This is a genomic window from Micromonospora sp. C51, assembly GCF_018070435.1.
Lineage (GTDB): Bacteria > Actinomycetota > Actinomycetes > Mycobacteriales > Micromonosporaceae > Micromonospora > Micromonospora sediminimaris.
Genome location: NZ_JAGPXQ010000002.1, coordinates 36,574 through 53,196 on the forward strand (window position 1 = coordinate 36,574; position 16,623 = coordinate 53,196).

At 67.7% G+C, this 16,623-nt stretch carries 15 protein-coding genes; 11 read left to right on the forward strand and 4 right to left on the reverse strand.

Going from position 1 to position 16,623, the window contains the following annotated elements:
* Positions 1–127 precede the first annotated feature (127 nt).
* Complete coding sequence (locus KBX50_RS03135) at positions 128–1,441, reverse strand: monooxygenase (protein WP_307870819.1); 1,314 nt, start codon at positions 1,439–1,441, stop codon at positions 128–130.
* Positions 1,442–1,522: 81 nt separating this feature from the next.
* Between KBX50_RS03135 and KBX50_RS03140 the strand changes: the two genes are divergently transcribed.
* The 3 genes from KBX50_RS03140 to KBX50_RS03150 all read left to right on the forward strand — a co-directional run bounded on the left by KBX50_RS03140 (position 1,523) and on the right by KBX50_RS03150 (position 6,474).
* Positions 1,523–2,944 carry a phosphatase PAP2 family protein gene (locus KBX50_RS03140; RefSeq protein ID WP_210934501.1) on the forward strand — a complete coding sequence of 474 codons (1,422 nt, stop codon included), beginning with the start codon at positions 1,523–1,525 and terminating at the stop codon, positions 2,942–2,944.
* Between the two features lie 285 nt (positions 2,945–3,229).
* The gene (locus KBX50_RS03145; protein WP_210934503.1) at positions 3,230–3,940 is read left to right on the forward strand and encodes an ABC transporter ATP-binding protein; all 711 of its coding nucleotides are present in this window, start codon (positions 3,230–3,232) and stop codon (positions 3,938–3,940) included.
* Positions 3,937–6,474 carry an FtsX-like permease family protein gene (locus tag KBX50_RS03150; RefSeq protein WP_210934505.1) on the forward strand — a complete coding sequence of 846 codons (2,538 nt, stop codon included), beginning with the start codon at positions 3,937–3,939 and terminating at the stop codon, positions 6,472–6,474. Before KBX50_RS03145 ends, KBX50_RS03150 begins: the two co-directional genes overlap by 4 nt.
* 171 nt (positions 6,475–6,645) lie before the next feature.
* Here the strand turns inward: KBX50_RS03150 and KBX50_RS03155 are convergent, their stop codons facing one another.
* Positions 6,646–7,659, reverse strand: coding sequence for a LacI family DNA-binding transcriptional regulator (locus tag KBX50_RS03155; RefSeq protein WP_210935093.1), 1,014 nt, complete (start codon positions 7,657–7,659; stop codon positions 6,646–6,648).
* A gap of 273 nt (positions 7,660–7,932) precedes the next feature.
* Between KBX50_RS03155 and KBX50_RS03160 the strand changes: the two genes are divergently transcribed.
* The 5 genes from KBX50_RS03160 (at position 7,933) to KBX50_RS03180 (ending at position 12,701) form a co-directional block, all read left to right on the forward strand.
* A complete protein-coding gene (locus KBX50_RS03160) occupies positions 7,933–8,901 on the forward strand; it encodes a glycoside hydrolase family 6 protein (protein WP_210934507.1) in 969 nt (322 codons plus the stop codon).
* Between the two features lie 617 nt (positions 8,902–9,518).
* Positions 9,519–11,231 carry a hypothetical protein gene (locus KBX50_RS03165; RefSeq protein WP_210934509.1) on the forward strand — a complete coding sequence of 571 codons (1,713 nt, stop codon included), beginning with the start codon at positions 9,519–9,521 and terminating at the stop codon, positions 11,229–11,231.
* The gene (locus KBX50_RS03170; protein ID WP_139233233.1) at positions 11,215–11,661 is read left to right on the forward strand and encodes a hypothetical protein; all 447 of its coding nucleotides are present in this window, start codon (positions 11,215–11,217) and stop codon (positions 11,659–11,661) included. Before KBX50_RS03165 ends, KBX50_RS03170 begins: the two co-directional genes overlap by 17 nt.
* Positions 11,661–12,104, forward strand: a complete 444-nt coding sequence (locus KBX50_RS03175; protein ID WP_093409690.1) for a hypothetical protein — start codon at positions 11,661–11,663, stop codon at positions 12,102–12,104. The genes KBX50_RS03170 and KBX50_RS03175 overlap by 1 nt, the downstream gene beginning before the upstream one ends.
* Positions 12,105–12,167: 63 nt before the next feature.
* Positions 12,168–12,701 carry an ATP-binding protein gene (locus KBX50_RS03180; RefSeq protein ID WP_247673060.1) on the forward strand — a complete coding sequence of 178 codons (534 nt, stop codon included), beginning with the start codon at positions 12,168–12,170 and terminating at the stop codon, positions 12,699–12,701.
* 304 nt (positions 12,702–13,005) lie between these two features.
* Here the strand turns inward: KBX50_RS03180 and KBX50_RS03185 are convergent, their stop codons facing one another.
* Positions 13,006–13,383, reverse strand: a complete 378-nt coding sequence (locus KBX50_RS03185) for a hypothetical protein (RefSeq protein WP_210934513.1) — start codon at positions 13,381–13,383, stop codon at positions 13,006–13,008.
* Between the two features lie 288 nt (positions 13,384–13,671).
* Positions 13,672–14,448: a nitroreductase family deazaflavin-dependent oxidoreductase gene (locus tag KBX50_RS03190; RefSeq protein WP_210934514.1), complete on the reverse strand. Its 777-nt coding sequence runs from the start codon at positions 14,446–14,448 to the stop codon at positions 13,672–13,674.
* On the opposite strand from KBX50_RS03190, the gene KBX50_RS03195 reads away from it, so the two are divergent.
* The 3 genes from KBX50_RS03195 to KBX50_RS03205 all read left to right on the forward strand — a co-directional run bounded on the left by KBX50_RS03195 (position 14,438) and on the right by KBX50_RS03205 (position 16,570).
* Positions 14,438–14,917, forward strand: coding sequence for a barstar family protein (locus tag KBX50_RS03195; protein ID WP_210934515.1), 480 nt, complete (start codon positions 14,438–14,440; stop codon positions 14,915–14,917). The two genes, KBX50_RS03190 and KBX50_RS03195, sit on opposite strands and share 11 nt — an antisense overlap.
* A gap of 159 nt (positions 14,918–15,076) precedes the next feature.
* Complete coding sequence (locus tag KBX50_RS33205) at positions 15,077–15,544, forward strand: sugar O-acetyltransferase (protein ID WP_307870820.1); 468 nt, start codon at positions 15,077–15,079, stop codon at positions 15,542–15,544.
* Between the two features lie 198 nt (positions 15,545–15,742).
* Entirely contained in the window at positions 15,743–16,570 is an 828-nt protein-coding gene (locus KBX50_RS03205) for an alpha/beta fold hydrolase (protein ID WP_210934516.1), read from the forward strand.
* Positions 16,571–16,623: the final 53 nt, after the last annotated feature.

The following is a 16,623-nucleotide window of genomic DNA, read 5'->3' on the forward strand; positions in this document are numbered from 1 at the left end:
CGACCGTAGGTTTCAGCCGCGCCGCTCCGGGCCGACGCCGTACGGGTGTGAGTTCGGTGCGGACGTGTGTGAGCTCAGCGCTGTTCGGCTTGTGACCTCAGTGAACTCACACACGTTCGACGCTTCGTCAGGACTTGCGGGGAGAGACCACCATGATGCCGATGCACATCTCGTCGCTAGTACCGTCGCCCCATACCACGTAGCGCGGCGGCAACTTCTTCAGCTGCGGCACTAGTTTGCGCAGCCCCGCGTCGTGCGTACACGTCACCCGCAGCGTGTCCCCCGGACCGATCTCCACCGGCGACGGCAGCTTCATCAGCCGCTGGTTGTCGAAGTCGAACTGCGGCACATCCAACACGACCATGGCCTTCGGCGTGCCCGGGTTGAGTTCGACCTTCAAGGCCCGCCCGAGCATGTGCATGTGGCCGAAACCGGCGAACAACGTCATCGGCGCCTCCACCCTGTGATCGCAGGTCTGGATGTCACCGGGCTTCGGCACGCCACCCTGGTTGCATTCCTCCACCTGACGGTCCGCCATCTCGCCAACCTCCGCCCCGAAACGCTTCGTCACGTCCACGATCGAGGCCGCCCGGTCACACAGCGGACCCGACTCGTCGGCGGCGCAGGGCAGGTCGACCGGCGCGTCGAGCGACCACGTCTCGAGTTCCCGGGTCTGTGGCGTACCGTCCGTCAGCCGCAGCCGCACCGCCGAGCGGTCCGACCCGGCCGGCTTGCCGCCTCTCGCGAGCAGGTTGTAGTGGATCTGAAGGACGAGCAGGCTGCCCGGCTCCAGCTTGTAGCCGGCGTCCTGGTCGAGCAGCGTCTCCGTGGCGCCCGGCGCCCAGGTGTCCACCCACGCCGCGTCCCCTTCTTCCACCTCGGCGCCGGCCACGCCGGTCCCGCCGAAACACTGCCAGCCGAGGCCGGGGGTCTTCGTGTCGTGCTCGCGCACCGCGGCAGCGCCGCCTGGCGGCACCGCGTACACGATGGCGTGGTGCGCGATGGCGACGTTCTCCGGCATGAACTGGGTCCCGGTCAGGAACGCCGTCTTGGTCAGGCCCGGATCGAGCACCTGGCACCGGTACTCGTCCGAGCCGCCGCCCTCCGGCGGCGCAGGCGTGTAGGCCTCGGCCATCTTCAGGCCGACGAACCGCTCGCCGGCGCGCAGCGGCTGCGGGGGAGCTGACGACCCGCCCGCGTGCGCGCTGTGCGAGCCGGACTCAGCAGGCGCCGCGCTGTTGTCGGCGTCCGACCCGCACGCGACGGCGGTGAACGCCGTCGCCAGCGCCATGGCGGCCGCCCCGAACCTCCGCGGTGGACTGTGAAACTTCGTCATAGCCTGAAAGCTAGGCCCGATTCCGCCCCGTTTCGTCGTACTGCGGTCGTCAATCTCGACAGAGGAGGCGGTACCACGGTGCCACCTCACCTTCACCGCCCGCACGTCTATTAATCGTCGTCTCAGATTCGCTCGGTACGAAGTCGGCATCGGATAAGCGATGCAGCTCGTACCTGGAGTCCATTGATGGCAGTCAACGCGGTGGTGTCCGGGGAAGCGCCGCCCGGTCGGCTGGCCGGCCGGTGGGTGCCGCTGCTGGTCGTCGCGATCGGGCTCGGGTTCGGGCTGCTGGTGCTCTTCGTACGGCTGCACCTGGAGCCGATGACGAACGTCGACCGCGGTGTCGTCCGGGAGCTCAACGAGGTCGTGTCGCCCCGGTCGTACCTGGTGAACGCGCTCAACGGGATAACCCGGCTGGGCGGGCGGCCGGTCATGCTCCGGCTGGTCGGTGTCGCCGCGCTGCTGCTGCTGGTGCGCCGGCGGGTCCGCCTCGCCGTCTACCTGCTGGCCACCACCGCCGGCGCGCTGCTGCTCGATCCGTCGGTGAAGTCGCTGGTCGGCCGGTTGCGCCCGGTGGTCGAGGCACCGGTGGCGATCGCGTCCGGCAACAGCTTCCCGAGCGGGCACGCGCTCGGGTCGATGGTGGTCTACGGCGCGCTGCTGCTCGTGTTCCTGCCCGCAGTGCGCTACCGGAAGCTGTTCACGGCGGCCGTCGCGCTGCTCGTGGTCGCGATCGGGGTGACCCGGATCGCGCTCGGCGTGCACTACCTGACCGACGTGCTGGCCGGCTGGCTGCTCGGCGCGCTGTGGCTGAGCGTCACGGCGTACGCGTTCCGGCTGTGGCGGCGCGAGGCGGGGCACCCGGAGGCGTCGCTCGACGACGGCCGTGAGCCGGCACCCGCCGAGGCGACCAAACCGGCGCCGGACTCCGGCCGCCCGATCCCGCACCGGTGGGTCAAGGCCACCGAGATCCTGACCGGCTGGGTGTTCACGTTCGGCATCCTTTACGTCGTCGGCTACCTGTTGAAGAACCACACCGAGGGCACCTGGCTGGGACGTTTCGACGACGGCGTGGTCCGGTGGCTGCAGACGTTGCGCACGCCCGCCCTGGACGACGTGAGCTGGGTGTGGAGCAAAGCCGGCGACACCCGCGCCATCCTGGCCATCTCGCTGGTGGTCTGCCCGATCGCGTTTGCCGTGTGGCGGCAGTGGCGACCGGTGGTGTTCGTGGTGCTCACCATGATCGGCGAGCTCACCCTGTTCCTGTGCACCGCGGCCAGCGTCCAACGGGACGGCCCACCGGTGCCGCAGCTCGACTCCCCGATACCCACGTCGTCGTTCCCGTCGGGGCACATCGCCGCGACGATGTGCATCTGGGTGGCGATCGCGGTCCTGATCATGGACCGGGTGAGCAGCCGGTGGCGCTGGTTCGCCGTGGTGCTCGCGGTGGTCATGCCGGCCGGTGTCGCGCTGTCCCGGATGTACCGCGGCATGCACCACCCGACCGACCTGCTCGGCCCCGCGATCCTGACCGCGCTCTGGGTCGGCCTGCTGTGGTGGGTGCTACGGCCGAACATGCGGGCGACACCGGCCGAGGTGCGTACGTGAGCACCTGGTCCGGCCACCCGGCCTGAGCGCCGCATTAACGGTCGGCTCAGATTCGCTCGGTACCACTAGGCCTCAGACAAGCGACGTAACCCGCAGTAGAGGGCCGGTGATGGCAGTCAACGCAGCGCCGCCCGGGCAAGCGCCAGCCGGTCGGTTGGCAGGCCGGTGGGTGCCGTCCCTGACCAACCACTCATCGGAGGTTTCGTGTCCGCACGTCCAGGTTCCACGGTCGTCGATCGGCAGCCCGGCAGCGCGCTGCCAGCCAACGCTGATGACGCTGCCGCCATGCTCGTCGGCGCCGTCAAGCGATACGGCTCCGACCGGTCGGCCGTCGTCGCGCTCAACGACGTCACCATCGCGTTCCCGGCGGGGAAGTTCACGGCTGTGATGGGCCCGTCGGGTTCGGGAAAGTCGACGATGATGCACTGCGCCGCCGGGCTGGATCAACTGACGTCGGGCCGCGCATTCGTCGGCAACACCGATCTGTCGACGCTCAACGATCGCGAGTTGACCAGGCTGCGCCGAGAACGGATCGGGTTCGTGTTCCAAGCGTTCAATCTGGTGGCGACGCTCACGGCCGAGGAGAACATCTGCCTGCCGATGACGTTGTCGGGGCGCAGGCCGAGTGTCGCAGTGCTCGATCAGGTCGTGTCGCTGCTGCGCCTCGGTGATCGCCTGCATCATCGGCCGACGGAGCTCTCGGGTGGCCAGCAACAGCGAGTTGCCGTCGCCCGGGCGCTGGTCGCCCAGCCGCAGGTGGTGTTCGCCGACGAGCCCACCGGCAACCTCGACACCCGGTCCGGACAGGAGATCCTCGGCTTCCTGCGATCAGCAGTCGATCTGCATCACCAGTCGATCGTGATGGTCACGCACGATCCCAACGCCGCTGCCTGGGCGGACCACGTCGTGTTCGTCGTCGACGGCCGAGTGCACGACGTGATGGATCACCCGTCGGCCGATGCGGTGATCGACGTGATGAAGGGCCTGGGGCGATGAGCCAGATGATGCGGAGTGCGGCTCGAAGCGTGCTCGCGAGTCGGGGTCGGTTCGTGCTGACGGGCACGGCGATCATGCTGTCGGTGGCGTTCCTCGTCGCGACGCTGGTGCTGTCCGACTCGATGCGTGGCCGAGCAGCCAGTGACATCGCCGAAGCGTTGGCCGGGACAGATGCGGTGGTGCAGGGCGTCGTCCTCGGCGAGCCCGGCGGAGGGCCGGGAGATCCGGAAAGGTCGGTTCGGCGGTCACTGGACCCCGACATCACCAAGCGCGTGGCTACGGTCGATGGCGTCGACGGGGCCGCCTCGCAATGGGTCGGCTTCGCGAAGCTGGTCGTCGACGGATCGTCAGTCGGAACCGGCACGGCCAGCGACGTCGGTCGCAACTGGATCGCCGACCCGGCGCTCAATCCGTTCCGGCTCACGAGCGGGCGGCCACCGACCAAGGTCGGCGAGGTCGTGATCGATCGATCGCTCGCTGGCGACGCGGGCTTGGCTCCGGGTGCCGTCGTACAGGTCCTGACCACGACGGGGATACACGACGCGACCATCACCGGTGTCGCGACGTTCGCGTCGGCGGACGCGGCACCGCTGCAGCGAACGGTGCTGTTGCCCGACGGAGCGGTGTCCGCCTGGCTCGACACCGCCGCCGCGCCGACGGAGGTGCTCGTCGACGTCGCGGAGGGCGTTGACCGCGTCGAGGTACTCGGCCGATTGGCGGCGCTGACTGGTGCCGAGGTCGTCGACGGGCCCGACCACATCCGGACGATGCAGGACGCCGCGACGTCACCGCTGCAGTTCCTGACCGTGTTCCTCCTGGCCTTCGCCGTGATTGCGGTGTTGATCGGCGTGACGATCATCTTCAACACGTTCGCGCTCACCGTCGCTCGCCGTCGGCGGGAGTCGGGGCTGCTGCGTGCGATCGGTGCGCAACGACGCCAACTGCTCGGCGGAGTGGTGATCGAGGCGGCGCTCGTCGGGACGATCGCCACGCTCGCCGGCCTCGTGTGCGGGGTCGCGGGAGTGGACGTGCTGCGCTGGCTTGTCGGACTCGCCGGGATCACGTTGCTCACCGGGCCGTCGATCGTGAGCACGACCTCGATCGCGGTCGCCGCGACCGTCGGTATCGGCGCAACGATCCTGTCGGCATGGATCCCGGCTCGCCGTGCGGCGGCGACACCGCCGATCGAGGCGCTGCGCGAGAGCGCGGCGGAACCCCGGGCCGTGAGCCCGGCGCGAACTGCGAGCGGACTCGTGCTCGCCGCGGCGGCGATCGCTGGAGGAGCTGTGGCTGTGGTGCGCTCGAGCGCGACGTGGGTTCTGTTCGTCGGTGCCATCGTCCCGGCGCTTGTGCTGTGCGGCCCGGCGATCGTGACCGCCGCAGCGCGGGGGAGTGCTCAGGTGGCCCGCCGCGCCGCCGGTGTGTGTGGCTCGATCGCAGCGGGCAATCTGGCAGCGAGCCCCCGCCGATCGGCGTCGACGGCGCTCGCGCTCATGCTCGGCACCGCGATGGTGACGATCTTCGCGATCTTCGCGAGCTCACTGACGAGCGCGGTCGGGACGGACGTCCGTAAAGGACTGCAGGCAGACCTGGTGGTCACGTCGGCGACCGCCGACTTCCCGACGATCGACCCCGCCCTGGCCGGCCGGATCGAAGCGCTGCCCGACGTCGACGCGGTCGCTGCGCTGTCGATCGCCGAAGGGATCGTGGCAGGTAAGGCCGAAGCGATCGGCGGCATCGACCCGACGGCACTGCCCACCATGTTCGACCTCGACCCGATCGCCGGCGACCTCGCCGACCTGAGCGAGGGGGGCGTGGCCGTGGTCGGCGACGACCCGACGCTGCTCGGCGGCACCCTCGCGATCGAGTTCGAACGCTCGACACTCGAGGCGCCGATCGTTGCCGTGGTCGCGAGGAGCACCGGCGGCTTCGAAGCCCCTTTGTACTTCGTCGACCGCGCGACACTCGATGCCTCAGTCGGTCGCCTGCTCGACGCTCTGTTGTTCGTCGACCTCGCCGACGGAATGGTCGCAGACGCCGAAAAAGACGTGAGGGCACTGGTCCGAGCCACGCCCGGGTCGTTCTTCGAGACCCGGGCAGAGCACGTCGCCAAGAGCGGCAGCGAGATCGCCGCGTTCCGGAACTTCATCGACGGGATGCTCCTCCTCGCGAGCTTCATCGCGCTCCTCGGAGTCGCCAACACCACGGCGCTCGCGATCAATGAACGCTCTGGAGAATTCGGGCTGCTGCGAGCGGTCGGCGCGACTCGGCGCGAACTACGTCGAATCGTGCGGCTCGAGGTGGCACTCCTGTCGTTCGTGGCAGCATCGATCGGCATCGCCATGGCAGTCGGCTTCGGCTGGGCGCTGATCGACGTCACCGGTGGCGCGGAGATCCCATCCGTCGTCGTACCGTGGTCCCGTCTCGCAGTGACGCTCGTCGTTGCGGTCACGGCCGGCGTCGTCGCTGCGGCGTGGCCCGCGTTCCGGGTCTCCCGGGTGCCCGTGCTCGAGCTGGCGGGCCGGGACCGCTGATGCGCAGGTCCTGCGCCTGGACCGGACGGCCGACGAACGGTCCCGGTGCAGGGACCTCGTACGGTGCCAAACTGCGTTCGGTGTCGTGACCAGGGCTTCAGGTTCCGGCTCACACAACCTCTGGCACGGTAGAGCATCCATCCGCCCCGGCCGCTGGGCTGGGGTCGCGGATCATGCCGAGTCGCGTAGCACCAACTTCGTGGGCAGGATGACGGACGAGGGTTCGTGTCCCGCGATGAGCTCAACGAGCATTCGGGTCATTTCTTTGCCCAGGGCCTGGACTGACTGGTGAACGGTGGTCAACGGCGGATCGGTTCGTTCGGCCGTGCCGAGGTCGTCGAAGCCCACGACTGCCACGTCGGCTGGCACGGACCGTCCGGCATCGATGAGGACGCGTAGGGCGCCCGCCGCCGTGTCGTCGCTGGCGGCGAAGATGGCGTCGAGGTCGGGGTGACTGTCAAGCAGTGACTTCATCGCTGCGGCGCCCCCGGTCTTGGTGAAGTCGCCTTCTGCCGTCGCGTACGGGATCAGCCCAGCCATGATCATCGCCTCGTGGTAGCCGCGGTGGCGAGCGCGGCCGACGTCGGTGGACATGGGGCCGGTGATGGTGACGATCCGGGTTCGGCCGAGGCTGATGAGGTATTCGGTGGCGAGTCGCGCGCCGCCGAGGTTGTCGGAGTCGACGTACCACTGTGGCTCGAAATTCAATGGCCGCCCGCCGTACACCGCGGGCAGGCCGGCCCGACGCACGATGTGAGTCAGCGGATCGTCGCCGTGCAGGGCCATCAGCATGATGCCGTCGACGCCGCGCGTGTGCAGAAGGTTGGTCAGCCGGGACCGGCCCCGGCCGGAGCTGGCCAGGCACAGCAGCAGGTGAAGGTCGGTCTCCTCAAGCGCTGCGGACACGCCGACGATGACCTGGGCAAAGAACGGGTCGGCGAACAGCTCGGGATCGTCATGGGAGACCGCGAGCGCGACGATCCCCGTCTGTTGGGTGGCCAAGGCGCGGGCGGTGCGGTTGGGTAGATAGCCCATCTCCTTGATGGCGCGCTCCACGGCATCGCGCGTGGCGCGGCTGACATGCGGCGCCTTGTTGATCACCCGGGACGCGGCGGAACGTGACACGCCCGCGCGTTCGGCCACCTCGTCGAGGGTCGGTTGCCGACGGGGCCTCTGCGCTGCCATCGCGATGCCGAGTCCTTCCTGTTCGACGTCGGGGCAGCCGCTACCACCGGCCGGTGACGTTTCCGCTGACCGATCGTATCGGCCGGCATCGACGGCGTCGAGGCGGCTTACCGCCGCCGTCAGGCTGGAAGCGGTCCCAGAAATCCCTGAACCCGATCTTGCCACGAGGATGACCTCGCTTGACATCTGCCTGATATTTCCTGAACATCGGACGGTAACGCATGGATGCACATCGCTGGAAGCGCTTCCAGTTCACTCAGAGGGGATTTGCCCATGAGACGCTTCACCCGCCCCTGGGGACTTGCCGCCGCTCTGGCGTTGGCGGTTCCCGCGATCCTGCTCGGGGCACCAGCTGCGCACGCGGATCCGGTCGGTCAGACCAGCGGCTTCTACGTCGACCCCAACTCGAGCCCAGCGAGGTGGGCGGCCGCAAATCCGGGCGACGGACGCGCCGCCGCCATCCGTACCGAGATCGCGCAGAAGCCGATGGCCAGGTGGTTCGGCAACTGGAGCGGCGACATCGGGAGCGCGGTCAGGGGCTATGTGGGAGCCGCAGATGCGGTTGACAAGCTTCCGCTGCTGGTGGCCTACAACCTTCCCGGCCGGGACGCGTGCGGCGGCCACTCCGGTGGCGGCGCCGGCAGCGTAGCCGCCTACGACTCATGGATCGCCTCCTTCGCCTCCGCCATCGGCAGCCGTCCTGCCGTAGTGGTTCTCGAACCGGACTCCCTGGGCGACTTCAACTGCATGAGCCAGGCGCAGATCAATGACCGGGTGGGTATGCTCTCTCGCGCCGTCGGCCAGTTCCGGTCCAAGGCGCCCAACACCTGGGCCTACATCGACGCCGGAAATCCCCGCTGGGTCGACGCCCAGACGATGGCGCAGCGGCTGAACATGGCCGGCGTGGGCAATGCACGCGGCTTCGCGCTGAACGTCTCGAATTACTTCACCACCGGCGAGAACACCAACTACGGCAATCAGGTCGCTTCCGCGCTCTGGAGATTCGGATACAGCAAGCCATACGTGATCGACACCAGTCGCAACGGCAACGGCTCCAACGGTCAATGGTGCAACCCCGGCGGTCGCAGGATCGGCACACCCAGCCGGATGGGCGGCGGCGCGGAAATGCTGCTGTGGCTCAAGACGCCGGGGGAGTCCGACGGCAACTGCGGAGTCGGCGGCGGATCCAGCGCCGGGCAGTTCCTGCCTGAGGTGGCCTACAAGATGATCTACGGTTATTAGCGCAGCGCACGGAAAGCTTGGCGTCGCACGCGGCCGACGCTTTCCGTGCCTGCCACACCAACGGCGCCTCTCTGTGTCCCGGCATCGGGCGCAGAGAGGCGCCGAGCACGCCCTATCTGCGGCACGCGCTACGTCGTGAGGTAGGGGCGCTCTCCGCGTCTGCGGGGGTAGTAGGGCAGTACACTCTGACCGCTGAGCATGTCGACCGCCAGAACGTCAGCGCTGCTGTTGGTCTCGAGGTGATGCTGGCAGAGCTGATCGGCGCACTCGTTGACGAGGCCAAATCCGAGGCTGTGACGTTTGCACGGTAGAGATCCAGACTGAGCAGGCATACGTGCTCAAGACAAGAGTTCATCCACGCAACCGAGGGCAACGTTGACGTCAGTGGGAGCCGCTGTGCTACTGGCCGCTGTCGGGCTGCTCGTCGTGGCCGGGGTGGTCTGGTTACGGGAGGTCGGGCCGCCGTTCGTTGAGCCGGACGTGAGGAAACCGACGCCACCTACCTGAACGGCCGCACGATGCAAAGCGTTGGCGTCGGATGCGCCGGGTACTGAGGTGAATGTTTCGGCCCGTCCGGCGGATTCCACCGATTCATCGGCCGCCCGGACACTGGCCGCGTGAAGTCCGTTGCGTGGTCCGAGGATCCGGCCGGTGAGGTGGAGGGACTCGTCACGCGGCTGGCGGCGCTTGACGGTGATGCCTATCGGGACCAGCCGCTCGATCGGGTAAGGATCGTTGTCGGATCCGACATGCCCGTCGCCGAGCGCCGGTTCCAGGCGCTTGTCGGACGGATACCGGTCGGTGCCGATGTGGTGATCAGTGCGTGCCCGCTCGCGCAGACGATTCCGGATGCCGATCTCGTGGTGTTGATGACGAACGCGAATGGGCCTCTGAAAGACCCGGAGGTGCAGTTCCTGCGACGCGCGGCCGCAGTGCTGTCGGAACCGCCGTTCGTGGTGCTGTCCCCGGTGGGGTCGGCGGAGCCCGACCAGGTAGCGCAGGTGTCGACGATGATGAGGAGGCAGGTCACGACGCTGGACGGACCTGGCGCTGCGTCATGGGTGTTCCCGGTTGCGGCGGCGGAGCCGGGCCGGCCCGGGTTCCGGACGTTCGAGCGGGCGATGACTGTTGCCCTTCGGCGGCGGCGACTGGCCGCCCTCGTCCGCGCGATGTCGTCGATGACCTCGACGATCGTGATGCTTCACGAGTCGGCGAGCCGCCGGCTTGCCGCCGGAATCACCGACCGTTCAGACGTCGACCGGCTCCGGCGGTCGACGGCCGATGACTTCGACACCGCCCAGACCCGGCTGTTGGCTCTGGTCGATCGCAGGTTCGACGAGGCGTGGCGCGCGTTCCAACGCGAACACCTCGCCGGGCCGCGTCTGCTGCTCCACACCGGCGCAGCGGAGGCAGCGTTCGTTGGTGCGTTCCGGTCCGCCCTCGATGACGTGGCGTCGGCCGCGGACACCGCGTCGATAAAGCTGTGGACCCGGCTCAGGACGCGCGCGCCCGTCGATGTGTCCGAGCGGATGCTGGTCATCGCGCCAGTGGTGCGGCCTCCGCTCGCCTCGTTTGGCAGTGGGACGCTCACCGGCTTCGTCGTCGGTGCCCTCTTCCGTCGCGCCGCGATCAAGGAGGAGCTGTCGAGGTCGTGGGAGCATCAGGTGGCGCGGCTGCGCGACGTGCTTAGCAAGGCGTTCGACCGTTTCCGCGACGACGCGGATGCCCTGTTCGACCAGCTCACGGTGGACGTGGAGCGGCACGCCGAGCTGACCGACATCCGCGAGCGGCTGGGGCACCTCGCCGCCGAGATCAATGACCGGTCCGCTGACCTGCGCTGGAGCTCGCGGTCGGGGGAGGTCGTAGCCTCGCCGGCCGGTCGGCTGCTGCGGTACGAGGTGCGGGATGACGTTGTGCTCTACGACGCCTCGCCGGACGGAAACGTGGTCAGCTGGACCAGCCGGGTCGACGTCACCGCGTTCCTGGACCTCTGTCGAAGCTTGGCCGACAGCGAGTCCGACGCGCACGCCACGATCACGGTCGACGGACACCGCTACACCGGGCCTGCGCGCGAGACCGTCGCCTACGTGACCCGGTTCGACCTCACCGCGTGTGACTTTGCGCGGGTGGACCTACAGCTGGTCGACCTCGCGTACCACCGGATGCCGGACGAGCCGAACGCCATCGTTAGCGTGGTCAGTGCCGGGCCGTTCGGGCCGGAGCTGGCCGACGTCGCCGCCCGGACCGCGTCGCCGGACGTCGCCACGGCGGTGCTGGACGTGTCGCCGCTGCATGGCTTCTACGATCGGGAGAGTGACGAAGATGGGTAAGGCGCCCGGGCCCGACGAGAAGTGCCGTGCGGAGGCGGTGAACCGACCCGGCTGGCTGACGGTCCACACGTATGCCGTGTGTGAGGCAGAGCCCTGCGTGGTCAACGGGTCCGGGGAGATCCATCGCGTGGTCGTCGTCAGCGACTCGCCGTTGCAGTACCGGGTCACGGTCCGCGGGCGGTGCGTGACCGACGGTGTCGCCTACGTGGACAGCGGGGAATGGGCTCCGGGCGCCCTGCATCTCGACGGCCGGCGCAAACGCCGTGTCGCCCGCACACAGCAGGCCGACGGGCAACTCGTCGCGGTACACAAGCGCGACAACGAGTCCGTGGAGGTGTCGGTGTCATGGGCAAGTGTCGGATACAAGGGTGCCGGTGAGCTCGACGCACCCCTGACCATCCAACTCGACACGCGACCATCCGCGCCGTAATGGCCGAAGTTCTCCCGTTCCTGGCCGCGGTCGTCATGTTCCTCGCCAGCCCGGTGCTGGTCAAGCGCGCCAAACGGCAGGTGACGGCCTGGATCGCCGAGGCCCGCCCGTACGCCGACGTCCCGCCGGACCAGATCCCGGATTACCTGGCACCGGAGCAGATCGACGCCTACCTGGAGTACGCCGCGGACGTCGTGCAGACCATCCCCGCGATCACGCTGACCGCCGTCGGTGTCGTGTTGGCCCTGCCGGACTCACTCTCGCCTCCGGCCGTGGCGGCCATCGTGCTCACCGTCGTCATGGTGGTGCTGCTCGTCGACAGCGCGGTGCTGGGCATGGCACCGCACACATACCTTCGAAGCAAACTCCTGCGACTCTCGCCGATCGCGCTCGTGGGCATCGCGGTCAACCTGGTAGGCACCATGGTGGTCGCAATCTCATGATTTCCGCTCCGCGCACCGCGTTGTCGCACAGGTGTGCCGTGAGCGTCCGTTCGGAGGGTGATGATGGGGCAACCGACACTGTTCCTCACCGTGGGGCTCCCCTGCACTGGAAAGACCACGGCCGCTCGGCACATCGAGATCGAGCAGGATGCGCTGCGCCTGACGAAGGACGAATGGGTGAAGGCCCTCTACGGGCACGAGAATCCGCCTTCGGCCGGGGACGTGATCGAGGGACGACTCATCCAGATCGGGCTGCGCGCCCTCGAACTCGGCAACAACGTCGTGATCGACTTCGGCCTCTGGGACCGGAACGAGCGCTCCGCGCTCCGCCACGCAGCAGCAGACCTCGGTGCGGCGGTGGAGCTGCGCTACTTCGAACTCACCCCCGCGGAGCAGCGGAGACGACGCGACCAGCGGCAAGCCGCAGCGCCACACACCACGTGGCCCATGTCCGATCAGGAACTCGCCGAGTGGGCTGACCGCTTCGATATCCCCACGCCAGGTGAACTCGACGGCAGTGAACCCGTTGACAACCCACCGGCCGGGTTCACGACATGGAACGAGTGGCGCAGGCATCGCTGGCCGCCAACAGTGTGAAGAGGCTCGTCACACCCGCCGCCACCCCCGTCCGGCAGGACCCCAATCCGGGCACTGATCTTCGTCATGAGGTGCAGACGGGCTACACGCGGCGTGACAGTGCATTCGATCAGGTCGTGCAGGGCGGCAGCGGTGTACGCGGGGTGGGCCCTTTTGGCGGGTCACGTTGGGGGCGGCGTCAGCTCAGTCCCAGGTTGTGCTGTTCGAGGGCGGCCTCGATGGTGTCCAGTGTTTCGGCCCCATGCCGTGCAATCTGGCCAGGCCGTCGGTGGCGTCGAATGATCATGTCGTGGTGCGCGGCCAGTTACAGATAGTCCATGATCAGTTGCATGCCGGTGGACTGCGAAGCTCCGTACAGGTTGGACACCGTGTTGTGTGCGTCCTCTAACTGCTGCAGTGCCAGGGTGACCTGGCCCGGGTTCAGGCCCACGGGTGGCGTGGCCATCAGCTGCGTGGCGAGCAGTTTGACCCGGGCGGTGACGTCCTGGACGGCGGGCCAGACCGCAGCGACCGTGAAGCTGACGTTGTTTACGCCGTCCAGTGCGAGGAACGTCTGACGTAGGGCGGACATCTGCGTGGCGGTCTGGCTGTGGCCACCGATGTTCGTACCGGCTTGGTGGACGGCCCGCAACGCGGTGAAGTAGTCGTCGAGCGCTGCCTTGTCATTGGGGGCGAATGGCATGGGAACGCCCTCTCTGTTGGAAGGGGTGTTGCCCGAAACGCTAGGTCGCACGGCGCTCATCAACAGTCGCCTAGCGGACCGGTGGCGGGTCGGCGAGTCGACCGACCTGAAGGATCTTGCTCTAGGGATCTGACGGCGACCCTTCGGACGCGCAGAATGGGTGATCTCGTCGATGAACCTCCGCGCCCACACCTCGGCTACGACCGGGCGGTGGTCAGGTGATGCTCCGTGAGGTCGGGCAGCGCGCGGTCAGCAGCGGACGACCTGAGTCACCATTGTTTACCAGCGTCAATCGCCGACGGCAGGGCCGTGGTCATCGATCGGGAAAAGTTCGAAGACGGGGTGGCGATCAGCCTCGGCCACAAAGTCCTCGACCGGTGCGTCCTTGTCGGCGCTGAAGTACGGCCGGGTGGGCGTGGCGATGGCAACGTAGCGTTTGAGTACCGGCCCGGCCTCCGCCGCCGAGATCTCACGAACGGCGTAACTCCGCCGGTCGCCGCGTCGAGCCAGGCCGACTCGTCCGGCGGCGCGGGCGTTGTGCACCCAGGACACCGCTCCGTACGGTGCGACCAGCCATTGCCGCCCCTCGTGCTGGACCACCGTAGCCGGGTGCGTGAGCGGCCGGCCGGTCTTGCGGCCTGTCGTGGTCAGCATGTAAGTGCTGGGCACCAGGCCCGCTCGGACGAACACACCGATGACAGCGTCGCCCACACGTCGTCCCCGGCTGGCGCGGAACTGCCGGGGTCCACGAGGATTTCCCGGCCCTGGTTGGCTGGGTGTTGTGTCAGTCACCGCTACCGTCTTCCATCGACATTCGGTTGGCTTCGGGGAAACCCGTCCAGCCTGTTGGGTCCGGGCCAGCGGGTCAAGGCGAGTCAACCACTTGAGCGGCACTTGGTCCGACTCCCGACGTGTCACCCGGCGGTCAACTGCGCGCTGAGATTTGGCACGTAGGGCATGATGCGCAGGGTATCCAAAGGACTGCACGTGCCGATCGGTCGAGTGCATGAGGCCGCTGATTGCTGTGGAGAGAATGTCGATCGAGGTGGACAGGATGACCGACATCGCGTGTCTCCCCTCGGGAGATCCGCTCGTGGTCTGCTCACGCGGCTTCCTGGTGGAACTGGCTGCGGTGCTACCCGCGTCCGGCAGATTCGTCGTCGCCCGCCTCGACGGCACGAGGATGGCAGATGCCGACCACGTCTTCTACGACTTCTCGGACGCCTTGCTCTTCCCCGGCTACTTCGGCTGGAACTGGAACGCACTGTCCGACTGCCTCCGGGATCTGCACTGGCTGCCGGCGGACGGCTACCTGGTGATCGTCGACAACGCGCCCCAGCTGTTGCCGGACAGCGTCCAGGACCGGCACATGCTCTTCCGTATCCTCGTCGAGGCAGTTCGCCACTGGGCCAGTCCGCTCGGCCGACCGGAAGGGCAGGTCACTCCGTTCACGGTACTGCTGCTGGCCGACGGCGACGAAGAGGCAGTGCAACTGCGGCAGGACATCAGACAAGCACTCCGCGACGGGCGCTGAAGTTCGGCATTGCCTGCCCGGCCCCGTCGACGAGTCTCTGACTCCCCGTGCCAGGATCGTCTCGTGCGCAACGAGGAACGGCTACGAACACGGACGCCCGAGTCCCGAGCCTTCGCGCAGCGCGTACCGCTCGTCATGGACCTGACCTCGCGCCTCAACGTGCTGCCGTTCGACGACCTCGACGCGCGCCGGACGTTGCTCACCGAGATCTTCGGCCGGACCATCCCTGACTCGCTGTCGATCCTGCCTCCGTTCTACTGCGACTACGGGCTTGGCGCATCGTTCGGCGAGCGCGTGTTCATCAACCAGGGATGCTTCTTCCTCGACTACGGGGGCATCACCATCGGTGACCGGGTCCTGATCGGTCCCCGAGTCACTTTGACCACGGCCGGCCACCCGGTCGAGCTTGACGAGCGGTACGACTTCATCACACACGCGCCCATCGTCATCGAGGACGACGTGTGGATCGGCGCCGCGGCCACGGTCACTCCGGGAGTGACAATCGGTCGGGGCTCGGTCGTCGGCGCGGGCACCGTCGTCGCGAAGGACGTGCCGCCGCTGAGTGTGGTGACAGCAACAAGCCTTGTCGAGCGAAAGCGTCTCAAGCCAGCGTCTACCGCCACCTGAAATCTGCGGCTCACCCACCCACACCGGCTACTTGACGGGAAGACGGCAGTTGGTAGTCGTCCGGTCCACCAGCGCAGGCAACGATGGACCTCCGTCACACGGCGCGCTCGGCAGGCGCCAGGAGCGGTTGCCGGAGTGCCGCCGTAAGCGGCTGTGAGTGGATGTCAGGGAGCGCGCCTGTCTGGCAGGGTTGGCCGGATGGACCTGACGGAAAAGTTCGAGTGGCGGGGACGTGAAGTTCGATGGTGTCGGACGGGTGCCGGGCCCGATGTGGTTTTCTGCCATGGAACTCCGTGGTCCTCTCAGTTGTGGGCCCCCTACGCCGAGGCGCTGAGCGACAGGTTCAGGGTTCATCTTTGGGACATGCCCGGTTACGGGCAGTCCTCGAAGTCCCCAGATCACCGAGTGTCACTGGACGTCCAGGGTGAGCTCCTGACTGATCTTGTCGCGCATTGGGATTTGCAGTCCCCCCACGTCGTTGCCCATGACTACGGCGGTGCCGTTGCGCTGAGGGCTCTCCTCCTGCACGGCTGTGCGTTCGCATCGTTGGCGCTGGTCGACGTGGTGGCGCTGGCTCCTTGGGGGTCGGACTTCTTTCGGCTTGTGCGCGAGCAGGCAGACGCTTTCAGCGCGCTTCCCGGCGTCGTACACGAAGGGGCACTCCGGGCCTACATCGCCGGAGCTAGCCACGTTGGTCTCACGACCGGGCAGATGGAGGCTCTCGTTTCGCCTTGGCTTGGTGCCGAGGGGCAGGCCGCGTTCTACCGACAGATCGCCCAGGCGGAACAGGCCTATACAGACGAGATTCAAGAACTCTATCCAGGTCTCGACCTGCCCGTGCTGGTGACGTGGGGCAGGAACGACAGGTGGATCCCTGTCGACCGCGCTCACCGGCTGGCAGAACTCATCCCCGGCGCCCAACTCAAATTGATCGATGGGGCGGGTCATTTGGTGCAGCTTGACCAGCCCGTACAACTGGCCACGACGCTGCACGGTTGGCTTACCGCTCAGGCAACGACGTCTTGATGAGATCCAGCAACCGCTCATCGAGGTCAACGCACGCCCTGATGAGGGTCCGT

Excerpts from the sequence above, each read along its gene's own strand:
- KBX50_RS03160 (WP_210934507.1), top strand. The coding sequence starts at position 7,933 with ATGAGACGCTTCACCCGCCCCTGGGGACTTGCCGCCGCTCTGGCGTTG.
- KBX50_RS03195 (WP_210934515.1), top strand. The coding sequence starts at position 14,438 with ATGACCGACATCGCGTGTCTCCCCTCGGGAGATCCGCTCGTGGTCTGC.
- KBX50_RS03155 (WP_210935093.1), bottom strand. The coding sequence starts at position 7,659 with ATGGCAGCGCAGAGGCCCCGTCGGCAACCGACCCTCGACGAGGTGGCC.
- KBX50_RS03150 (WP_210934505.1), top strand. The coding sequence starts at position 3,937 with ATGAGCCAGATGATGCGGAGTGCGGCTCGAAGCGTGCTCGCGAGTCGG.
- KBX50_RS03145 (WP_210934503.1), top strand. The coding sequence starts at position 3,230 with ATGCTCGTCGGCGCCGTCAAGCGATACGGCTCCGACCGGTCGGCCGTC.
- KBX50_RS03185 (WP_210934513.1), bottom strand. The coding sequence starts at position 13,383 with ATGCCATTCGCCCCCAATGACAAGGCAGCGCTCGACGACTACTTCACC.
- KBX50_RS03175 (WP_093409690.1), top strand. The coding sequence starts at position 11,661 with ATGGCCGAAGTTCTCCCGTTCCTGGCCGCGGTCGTCATGTTCCTCGCC.
- KBX50_RS03205 (WP_210934516.1), top strand. The coding sequence starts at position 15,743 with ATGGACCTGACGGAAAAGTTCGAGTGGCGGGGACGTGAAGTTCGATGG.
- KBX50_RS03180 (WP_247673060.1), top strand. The coding sequence starts at position 12,168 with ATGGGGCAACCGACACTGTTCCTCACCGTGGGGCTCCCCTGCACTGGA.
- KBX50_RS03140 (WP_210934501.1), top strand. The coding sequence starts at position 1,523 with ATGGCAGTCAACGCGGTGGTGTCCGGGGAAGCGCCGCCCGGTCGGCTG.
- KBX50_RS03190 (WP_210934514.1), bottom strand. The coding sequence starts at position 14,448 with ATGTCGGTCATCCTGTCCACCTCGATCGACATTCTCTCCACAGCAATC.